Annotated in this window: 7 protein-coding genes; 1 reads left to right on the forward strand and 6 read right to left on the reverse strand. The window is 73.6% G+C overall.

Features of this window, described 5'->3' with window-relative positions; genetic code table 11:
• Positions 1-369: 369 nt before the first annotated feature.
• From ACZ56B_RS01100 to ACZ56B_RS01125, 6 genes are all read right to left on the reverse strand, one after another.
• Positions 370-1,434 carry a lipoate--protein ligase family protein gene (locus tag ACZ56B_RS01100; protein ID WP_468784885.1) on the reverse strand — a complete coding sequence of 355 codons (1,065 nt, stop codon included), beginning with the start codon at positions 1,432-1,434 and terminating at the stop codon, positions 370-372.
• 72 nt (positions 1,435-1,506) lie between these two features.
• On the reverse strand, positions 1,507-1,692 hold the full coding sequence (locus ACZ56B_RS01105) for a hypothetical protein (RefSeq protein WP_468784887.1): 186 nt from the start codon (positions 1,690-1,692) through the stop codon (positions 1,507-1,509).
• 159 nt (positions 1,693-1,851) lie between these two features.
• Positions 1,852-2,889 (reverse strand): oligopeptide/dipeptide ABC transporter ATP-binding protein, encoded by a 1,038-nt coding sequence (locus ACZ56B_RS01110; RefSeq protein ID WP_468784889.1) that lies wholly within the window; start codon positions 2,887-2,889, stop codon positions 1,852-1,854.
• The gene (locus ACZ56B_RS01115; RefSeq protein ID WP_468784891.1) at positions 2,886-4,859 is read right to left on the reverse strand and encodes a dipeptide/oligopeptide/nickel ABC transporter permease/ATP-binding protein; all 1,974 of its coding nucleotides are present in this window, start codon (positions 4,857-4,859) and stop codon (positions 2,886-2,888) included. The genes ACZ56B_RS01110 and ACZ56B_RS01115 overlap by 4 nt, the downstream gene beginning before the upstream one ends.
• Positions 4,859-5,809: an ABC transporter permease gene (locus ACZ56B_RS01120; RefSeq protein WP_468784893.1), complete on the reverse strand. Its 951-nt coding sequence runs from the start codon at positions 5,807-5,809 to the stop codon at positions 4,859-4,861. Before ACZ56B_RS01120 ends, ACZ56B_RS01115 begins: the two co-directional genes overlap by 1 nt.
• A 75-nt stretch (positions 5,810-5,884) precedes the next feature.
• Positions 5,885-7,504 carry an ABC transporter substrate-binding protein gene (locus ACZ56B_RS01125; protein WP_468784895.1) on the reverse strand — a complete coding sequence of 540 codons (1,620 nt, stop codon included), beginning with the start codon at positions 7,502-7,504 and terminating at the stop codon, positions 5,885-5,887.
• 136 nt (positions 7,505-7,640) lie between these two features.
• Between ACZ56B_RS01125 and ACZ56B_RS01130 the strand changes: the two genes are divergently transcribed.
• Positions 7,641-8,393: a FadR/GntR family transcriptional regulator gene (locus ACZ56B_RS01130; protein WP_468784897.1), complete on the forward strand. Its 753-nt coding sequence runs from the start codon at positions 7,641-7,643 to the stop codon at positions 8,391-8,393.
• The last annotated feature ends 106 nt before the right edge of the window (positions 8,394-8,499 follow it).

The raw sequence follows: 8,499 nt of genomic DNA on the forward strand, positions 1-8,499 counted from the left end.
GCTCCGTAGGCGGGCGGTGACGGGGGCGTACCGCCGGGCGGTCTCGTTTGGTGTGCTTCGGTGGGACAAGGGCGACTTGGCCGCGTGCGGCCCGCGGTCCGCACCGGGCGGGAGGTTTCCGGAGGGAGCGGCGGTGCGGCCGTGCGGGAGAACGGACGTGACGCGCCGTCAGGCGACGGAAGGGGACTTCCCCCTCACCCCGCCCGGGAGGAGGCCGTGGCCCGCGGCGGCGTCGTCGACCGCCTGCGCGCGGGAGGGTTCACCGACGGCCGCGCCCGGCAGCGGCCGTCGGGCCGGGCGCACGGACGAAGCGGGGCCCGGCCCGGCACGTGCCGGACCGGGCCCCGGTGAGCAGGTGCGCCGCATCCCTCACGGCACCCGCGCGGTCCACTCCGGCGAGGTGAACTTCGTCCGGGCCAGTTCCCGGGCGCGGGCCAGTTCCTCCTCCGTCACCTTGCCGTCGGTGAGCCCGTAGCGGGCGCGGAAGGAGTCGATCATCCGGTCGATGACGGCCTCGCGGGGCAGGCCGGTCTGCCGGCGCAGCGGGTCCACCCGCTTCCCGGCGCTCCGGGTGCCCTTGTCGGACACCTTCTCCTTGCCGATGCGGAGCACGTCGAGCATCTTGTCGGCGTCGATGTCGTAGGCCATGGTCACGTGGTGCAGCACGGCGCCGGGGCCGCCGTCCGGTCCCACGATCCGCTTCTGGGCGGCGCCGGCGATCTTGCCCTGGTCGGTGGCGATGTCGTTCAGCGGCTGGTACCAGGCCCTGACCCCCATGTCGCCGAGCGCGCCGAGCACCCAGTCGTCGAGGTAGGCGTAGCTGTCCTGGAAGGACAGTCCCTGCACCAGCGCCTGCGGCACCGACAGGGAGTAGGTGATGGTGTTGCCGGGCTCCACGAACATCGCGCCGCCGCCGGAGATCCGGCGCACGACCTCGATGCCGTGCCGCCGGGCGCCCTCGGGGTCGACCTCGTTGCGCAGGGACTGGAAGCTGCCGATGATCACGGCCGGGGCGCCCCACTCCCACACCCGCAGCGTCGGCGGCCGGCGCCCCGCGGCGACCTCGGCGGTGAGCACCTCGTCCAGCGCCATGTGCAGCGCCGGGGCCTGCGGGCCCTCGTGGATCACCTGCCAGTCGTAGTCGGTCCAGTCGGTGGCGTGCGCGAGCGCGCGGCGCACCGCGACGGCGACGCCCTCCGAGGTCAGTCCGTACATCACGGTCCCCTCGGGGAGGGCCGCGTCGATCCGCGCGGCGAGCCCGGCGGCGTCGGTGTCGGCGGGGGCGCCGTCCAGGGCGCGGTTCACGGCGTCGAGCGCCTCGTCCGGTTCGAGGAAGAAGTCGCCCGCCACGCGCGTGCGGCGCAGCACGCCGTCCTCCACGTCCACGTCCACGACGACGAGCTTGCCGCCGGGCACCTTGTACTCACCGTGCACGGTTCCGCCTTTCGCTGTTCCCCTGGACGGCAACAGCGAAGGCGGCCGCGGTGTTCCCGGCCGTCCGGCGGCTCAGGGCATGAAGAGCGCCAGGAAGATCACCAGGAGGGCGACGAGCCCGATGATGAGCCATACGGGCTTCCCCCGCCGGGTCCCGCTGCGGGCCGACGTGTCCTCCGGGCCCCCGCCCCGAGGGCGGTCCTCCGGGAGCCCCGGGTTGTCCGGGCGGTCGCGTGTGTAGAAGTCGTCGTCAGCCATTCTCGGCTCCCTCCGTACTTCCCCCGCCCCCGGGTCCCCCTCCCGTCCCGGTTGAACACCGCCGGCCGCCCGCGATCCGGTCGGCCGCACGCACCGCGGGGGCGACGGCCCGCCCGCCGGGGGCGGCGGGCGGGAGCCGCGCGCCGCCCCCGGCGGGCGTCACGCGCCGTGCGCGGCGCCCTCCGGCGGGGACACCGCGGGAGCCGCGTCCCCCGGCTGCGGGTGCACGCAGTGCCAGCGGTGGCCGCCCGGGCCGACCGCGGCGGCCGGGAACGCGGTGGCGCACGCGTCGTCCGCCTTCCAGCAGCGGGTGCGGAACGGGCAGCCGGCGGGCGGGTGCGTCGCCGAGGGCACCGGGCCGTGCAGCACGATGCGCTCGGGGCGCTCCAGCAGGCTGGGCGTGGCCGAGAGCAGCGCCTCGGTGTACGGGTGCCGGGAGCCGCCAGTGACCGCGGCGGCCCCGCCCTCCTCGACGACGCGGCCGAGGTACAGCACGGCGATGCGGTCGGACAGGTAGCGCACGGTCTGCACGTCGTGCGAGATGAACACCATGGCGAGGCCGAGCCGGGCGCGCAGGTCCACCAGGAGGTTGAGGATCTGGGCGCGCACCGACACGTCCAGGGCGCTGGTGGGCTCGTCGGCGACGATCAGCTCCGGCTCCAGGGCCAGGGCGCGCGCGATGGCCACGCGCTGGCGCTGGCCGCCGGAGAGCTGGCCGGGCAGCGCCTGGAGGGTGTGACCGGGCAGTCCGACCAGGTCGAGGAGTTCCTCGACGCGCCGCTCCCGCTCGGCCCGGGTGCCGCGGGCGTGCACGTCCAGCGGGTCGCGCAGGATGCGGCGCACCGGCAGCCGCGGGTTCAGCGCGGTGGAGGGGTCCTGGAAGACCACGCCGACGGAGGCGCCGAAGCGGGTGCGGCGTTCGGCGGCGGGCATCGTCCACAGGTCCCGGCCCTTGAAGTACACGTGGCCCTCGGTCGGGCGCTGCAGCCCGGTGACCACGCGGGCCAGGGTGGACTTGCCGCAGCCCGACTCGCCGACCAGGCCGAGGATCTCGCCGCGCCGGACCTCCAGGGAGGCGTCGGTCAGGGCGTGCACGGCGTCCCGGCGCAGGACGCCGCCGCTGCGGGCCTTGTGCCGGACGTGGATGCCGTCCAGCCGGACGAGTGGGTCCATCGAGGTGTCCTTCGCGGCGGTCATCGGGCACCCTCCAGCGACTTGGCCGACGGGCGCGCGGGCGCCGGGTGGTGGCAGGCGAACAGGTGGTCCCGCGCGTCGCCGCGGTCGGCGGGGGGCGGCGGGGTGGTGGCGCACAGCTCGGTGGCGGCGGCGCAGCGGGAGGCGAACCGGCAGCCGGGGCCGAACGCCTTCGGCGCGGGCACCACCCCGCCGATCTGGTGCAGCCGGCCCGCGCCCGCCTCCAGCGAGACGACGGAGCCGAGCAGCCCGCGGCTGTAGTGGTGCACCGGGTCGGTCAGCAGGGAACGGGTGGCGCCGGCCTCGGCGACCTGGCCCGCGTACATCACCGCGACCCGGTGGGCGAGGTCGCCGACGAGAGCCAGGTCGTGCGAGACCAGGACCATCGCGAAGCCGAGTTCGTCGCGGAGCCTGACCAGCAGTTCGACGACCTGGGCCTGCACGGTGACGTCCAGCGCGGTCGTCGGCTCGTCGGCGATCAGCAGCCGGGGGCTGCGGGAGAGCGCCATGGCGATCAGCACGCGCTGGCGCTGGCCGCCGGAGAGCTCGTGCGGGTAGCTGCGCAGGGTGCGCTCGGGGGACAGGCCGACCAGGTCGAGCAGTTCGGCGGGGGTGCGGGTGCCGCCGCGCGAGGTGAGCCGCCGCAGCTGGGTGCCGATCAGCACCGACGGGTTGAGGGACGACATGGCGTCCTGGTAGACCATGGCGATCTCCGGGCCCATGAGTGCCCGGCGTTCCCTCGGTGACAGCTTCAGCAGGTCGCGGCCCCGGTAGAGGATCTCGCCCTCGGCCTCGGCGTTGCGGGCCAGCAGGCCCATGACCGCCAGGCTGGTGACGGACTTGCCGCAGCCCGACTCGCCGACGAGGCCCAGGGTCTCGCCCTCGCGGACGGTGAAGGAGATCCCGTCGACGACGCGGACGTCGCCGTAGCGGTCGGGGAAGCGGATCGTCAGGTCGCGTACGACGAGCAGGTCGGGGGCGTCGTCGGGCAGCGGCGGCACGGCGGGCTCCGTCGCCTCCAGCCGGGCGGCGAGCTCGGCGAGCGCGGCGTCCGCCTCGGCCCGGTCGGCGGCCGGCTCGACGGCGGCGGCCTTCTCGGCGGTGTCGCCGCCGGCGGCGCGGGCCTTGTCGGGGGACGCGGCGGCGTCCGTCATGCCCTCGGACAGGACGTTCAGCGCGAGCACCGTGACCAGCAGGCACAGGCCGGGGAAGAGGGTCGCCCACCAGCCGCCCGAGAGCAGGATCTGCCGGCCGTAGGCCAGCACGCTGCCCCAGCTCGGGTCGGGGTCCTGCACACCGGCGCCGATGAAGGACAGGCTCGCCTCGAAGATGATCGAGTCGGCCACCATGACGGTCGCGAACACCAGGACCGGCGCGGCGCAGTTGATCGCGACGTGCCGGGCCACGATGTAGTGGCGGCGGGCGCCGACGACCTGCTCCGCGGCGACGTAGTCCTCGCCGTACTGCTCCAGCACGTTGGCCCGCACGACCCGGGCGAGCGAGGGGGAGTAGACGAAGGCGATGGTGAAGATGATGACCGGGACGCTCGGCCCGAACACCGCGACCAGGACGGCGGCCAGGGCGATCGGCGGGAAGGACATCACCACGTCCAGGGTGCGCATCACCGACTCGTCGGCGAGCTTGCGCGAGGTGGCCGCGAGGGCGCCCAGGACCGAGCCGATGAGCAGCGCGAGGAGGGTCGCGCCGAAGCCGATCACGAGGGAGTAGCGCGCGCCGTGCACGACCCGGGCGAACACGTCGCGGCCCGCCCGGTCGGTGCCGAACCAGTGGTCGGCGCCCGGCGGTCGGGCGGGGGTGCCGGTGGCGAGCGGGTCCTGGGTGAGCAGCGGCGCGAAGAGCGCGCCGAGGACGACGACGAGCAGGACCCCGAGCGCGATGCGGGAGGGCACGGGCAGGCGGCGCAGGCGGGTGCCGGGCCGGAGCCGCTCGGCGAGGGAGCGTGGGGCGAACATCACACCGTCCTGATGCGCGGGTTGACGAGCAGGTAGAGCAGGTCGACGACGACGTTGACCACGAGGAAGGCGACCGCGATGGTGAGCACGGTGCCCTGGACCAGCCCGACGTCGCCCCCGGTGACGCCCTCGAGGATCAGCTTGCCCATGCCGGGCAGGTCGAAGATCGCCTCGATGACGACGGCGCCGCTGAGCATGTAGCCGACCTTGACGCCGAGCACGGTCAGCGGGGTGACCAGGGCGTTGCGCAGCACCGACCGGACGATCAGGAACGGCGGCAGGCCGCTGCCCCGGGCGGTGCGCACGTAGTCGCGGTCGAGTTCGGCGACCATCGAGGTGCGGATCAGGCGGGCCAGCGAGGAGGCGACCGGCAGGGCGAGGGCGACGGCGGGCAGCGTGAGGCTCTGCAGCCAGCCGCCGAAGGAGTCGGCCGGGTTGACGTAGCCGCCGGTCGGGAAGAGCGGCACGTTCAGCGCGAACTGCTGGATGAGCAGCACGCCGAGCCAGAACGAGGGCAGGGCGATGCCGGCCATCGACAGCACCCGGAACACCTGGTCGGGCCAGCGGTCCCGGTACATGGCGCTGGTGACGCCGAAGACCAGGGCCAGCACGACGGCCAGGGCCAGGCCGAGCAGCGTCAGTTGCAGGGTGAGGGGGAAAGCGGTGGCGATCCGGTCGGCGACGGGCTGGCTGGGCGGCACGGTGACCCCGAGGTCCCCCTGCACCAGGTCGGCGAGGAAGGCGAGGTAGCGCACCGGCAGCGGGTCGTCGAGGCCGTGCGCCTCGGCGAACGCGGCACGCGCCTCGGGGCTCGCGCTGTCGCCGAGCGCGTTGTACGCGGGGTCGACCGGCGAGAACTGCAGCACCACGAAGACCAGCAGCGCGATGCCGAGCACCATCACCGGCATCATCGCGACGCGGCGCAGCGCGAGCCGGAGGAATGCAACCATCGTGAGGTTCCTAGGAGCGGGGGCCGGCCGCCGCCCGGCGGGGAGCGGCGGCGGCCCGGTGACGGGCGTACGGGCTCAGGCGCGGCCGACGTCCACGAAGGACAGGCCGGTGGTGGGCAGCGGCTCGAAGCCCTCCAGCGCCCCCTCGCGCCAGGCGGTGGGCAGCTTGCGGTGGAGCACCGGGTACAGCGCGGCCTCCTCGGCGACCAGGTCGGTGACCTGGCCCCACAGCTCCTTGCGGCGCCGCGCGTCGGGTTCCGAAGCGGCCCTGTCCAGCAGCGACCTGGTCTTCCTATAGGCGTCGGAGCCGGTCCAGCCGTACCGCTTCTCCGGCCAGAAGCCGTAGTAGAACCAGCGCAGCAGCAGGTCGGCGTCGTTGCCGAAGACCGACGGGTCGCCCGGCGCGGCCAGCACCTCGAAGGCGCCCTTGTCGACCTTGGCGTACTGGGCGGGGGACTGGGCGATGTCCAGCTTCACCTCGATGCCGGCCGCGGCCCAGCTCTCCTTGATCAGTGGCGCGATGTCCTTGACCCAGCCGGTGTCGGTGAGCAGCAGGGTGAAGGAGAGCTTCCCCACGCCCGCCTCCGCGAGCAGCTTCTTCGCCTTGGCCGGGTCGTGGCCGTAGACGGTGGCGGCCCTGTGGTAGTCGGGGTGCGTGGCCTGGACGTATCCGGTGGCGGGCTCGGCGTTGCCCAGCAGGGCGGTGGAGATGATCTTCTCGGTGTCGAGCGCGTAGTGCAGCGCCTGGCGCACCCGCTTGTCCGCGAACCGCTCGTCCTTGCAGTTGAACATCAGGAACAGCAGGCCGAAGGACTGGACGGACTCCACCTTGTCCTTGCCCGTGAAGCCCTCGACGTCGATGTAGGGCACGTCCTCGATGGCCTGCACCCGGCCGGACTTGAGCGCGCTGACCCGGGCCGACGGGTCGGACATCAGGTACCAGACCATCTTCCTGGCCTTGGCCGGGTGCGGCCCGTTGTACCGGTCGTACGCTTCCATGACGATCTTGTCCTCGCGGACCGCCGACACGAAGCGGTACGGGCCCGAGCCGACCGGCTCGGCGTCGAAGGCCTTGGCGTCGGCGCCGGCGATCTTCTTCGGCACGATCCGCACCACGGCTATGCGGGACGGGAAGAGCGCGAAGGGGTGCTTGAGCTTGAACTCGACCGTCGACGCGTCGACCGCCCTCACCCGGTCGATGAACGGCACGAACTGCGCCATCAGCGAGGCGTTCTCCGGGTCGAGGACGCGCTCGAAGCTGAACACCACGTCGTCCGCGGTGACCGGCGAGCCGTCGTGGAAGGTGGCGCCCTCGCGCAGGGTGGCCCGGTAGGTGGTGGCGTTGATCTTCTGCGGCATCCCGGTGGCCAGCGTCGGCCGGGCGACCAGCGTGACCGGGTCGAGGTCCACCAGGCCCTCGAAGATGTGCATGTTGGCGGCGAACGGGGTCGCGCCGGAGGTGATCATCGGGTCGAAGCCCGTGGAGAGCGGGTAGGAGAGGCCCGCCTCGATGGTGTCGGCGCCGCCGCCGGAACCACCGGAGTCGTCACCGGTGCTGCCCGGACCGCCGCAGGCGGAGAGACCCGCGGTGATCGCGGTCGCCGCACCGAGGGCGCCGGTGTATCTCATGAAGGTGCGGCGGTCGACGCCGGCTGCGCTGCGCGGGGACAAGGAATCCTCCTGGCGGGGAGTCATGACGGGCGAGGGTGTGCATGGCTGGTTCTGTGCGACGGGCTGGCGCGAACGTACCCCGTCGGAAGTGCGTCAGACGTCTGATGTCTGATGCTTGATAGCGTGGGAACGTAGTCGGGCCAGGGAGAGGGGTCAAGAGGTGGCGGTGGGACAGAAGGCGATTCGGCGTGCTGCGCCGGAACCCAAGGCGGTACGGCAGCCGTTGCGGCAGGAGGTCGTCGACGGGATCAAGTCGTACATCCTGCGCAACGAGCTGCGCCCCGGGGATCCGCTGCCGACCGAGCCCGCGCTGTGCGAGGCGCTCGGCGCCAGCCGCTCCAGCGTGCGGGAGGCCATCCGGATCCTCACCGCGCTCGACATCGTCGAGGTGCGGCACGGGCACGGCACCTACGTCGGCCGGCTGAGCCTGTCCGCCCTGGTGGAGAGCCTGGCCTTCCGGGGCCTGCTCAGCCCCGACGACGACTTCCAGGTGATGAGCGACCTCGTCGAGGTGCGCGAGCTGTTCGAACGCGGCATGGCGGAGCGGCTCGTGGAAGCCCTCAGCGACGAGCAGATCGACCGCCTGGACGGTCTCGTCGACGAGATGCGCCGGGCCGGCGCCGGGGAGGGGCACGGCTTCGTCGAGACCGACCGGGCCTTCCACACCCTGCTCCTCGCCCCCCTCGGCAACGACCTGATCGGACAGCTGTCCTCGGCGTTCTGGGACGTCTACGTCATCGTCGCGCCCCACCTCGACGTGTTCACGCACGAGCACGAGGCGGCGACCATCGCCAACCACCAGCGCATCGTGGACGCCGTCCGGGACCGCGACCCCGTGGAGTTCGCGGCGGCGCTGACCGACCACTACGCACCCGTGCGGCAGCGCATCGAGGAGGCCCGCGCCCGGCGCTGACCCGGGCTCCCCCGGCGGGGGGGGGGGGGGGGGGGGGGGGGGGGGGGGGGGGGGGGGGGGGGGGGGGGGGGGGGGGGGGGTGGGGTCGTTTGCGCGCACGGAGGAG

This window comes from Streptomyces sp. NPDC034670, assembly GCF_055574875.1.

What these genes read in the sequence shown, in the direction of transcription:
- ACZ56B_RS01105 (WP_468784887.1), bottom strand. Translation starts at nt 1,692, where the DNA reads ATGGCTGACGACGACTTCTACACACGCGACCGCCCGGACAACCCGGGG.
- ACZ56B_RS01125 (WP_468784895.1), bottom strand. Translation starts at nt 7,504, where the DNA reads ATGACTCCCCGCCAGGAGGATTCCTTGTCCCCGCGCAGCGCAGCCGGC.
- ACZ56B_RS01120 (WP_468784893.1), bottom strand. Translation starts at nt 5,809, where the DNA reads ATGGTTGCATTCCTCCGGCTCGCGCTGCGCCGCGTCGCGATGATGCCG.
- ACZ56B_RS01115 (WP_468784891.1), bottom strand. Translation starts at nt 4,859, where the DNA reads ATGTTCGCCCCACGCTCCCTCGCCGAGCGGCTCCGGCCCGGCACCCGC.
- ACZ56B_RS01110 (WP_468784889.1), bottom strand. Translation starts at nt 2,889, where the DNA reads ATGACCGCCGCGAAGGACACCTCGATGGACCCACTCGTCCGGCTGGAC.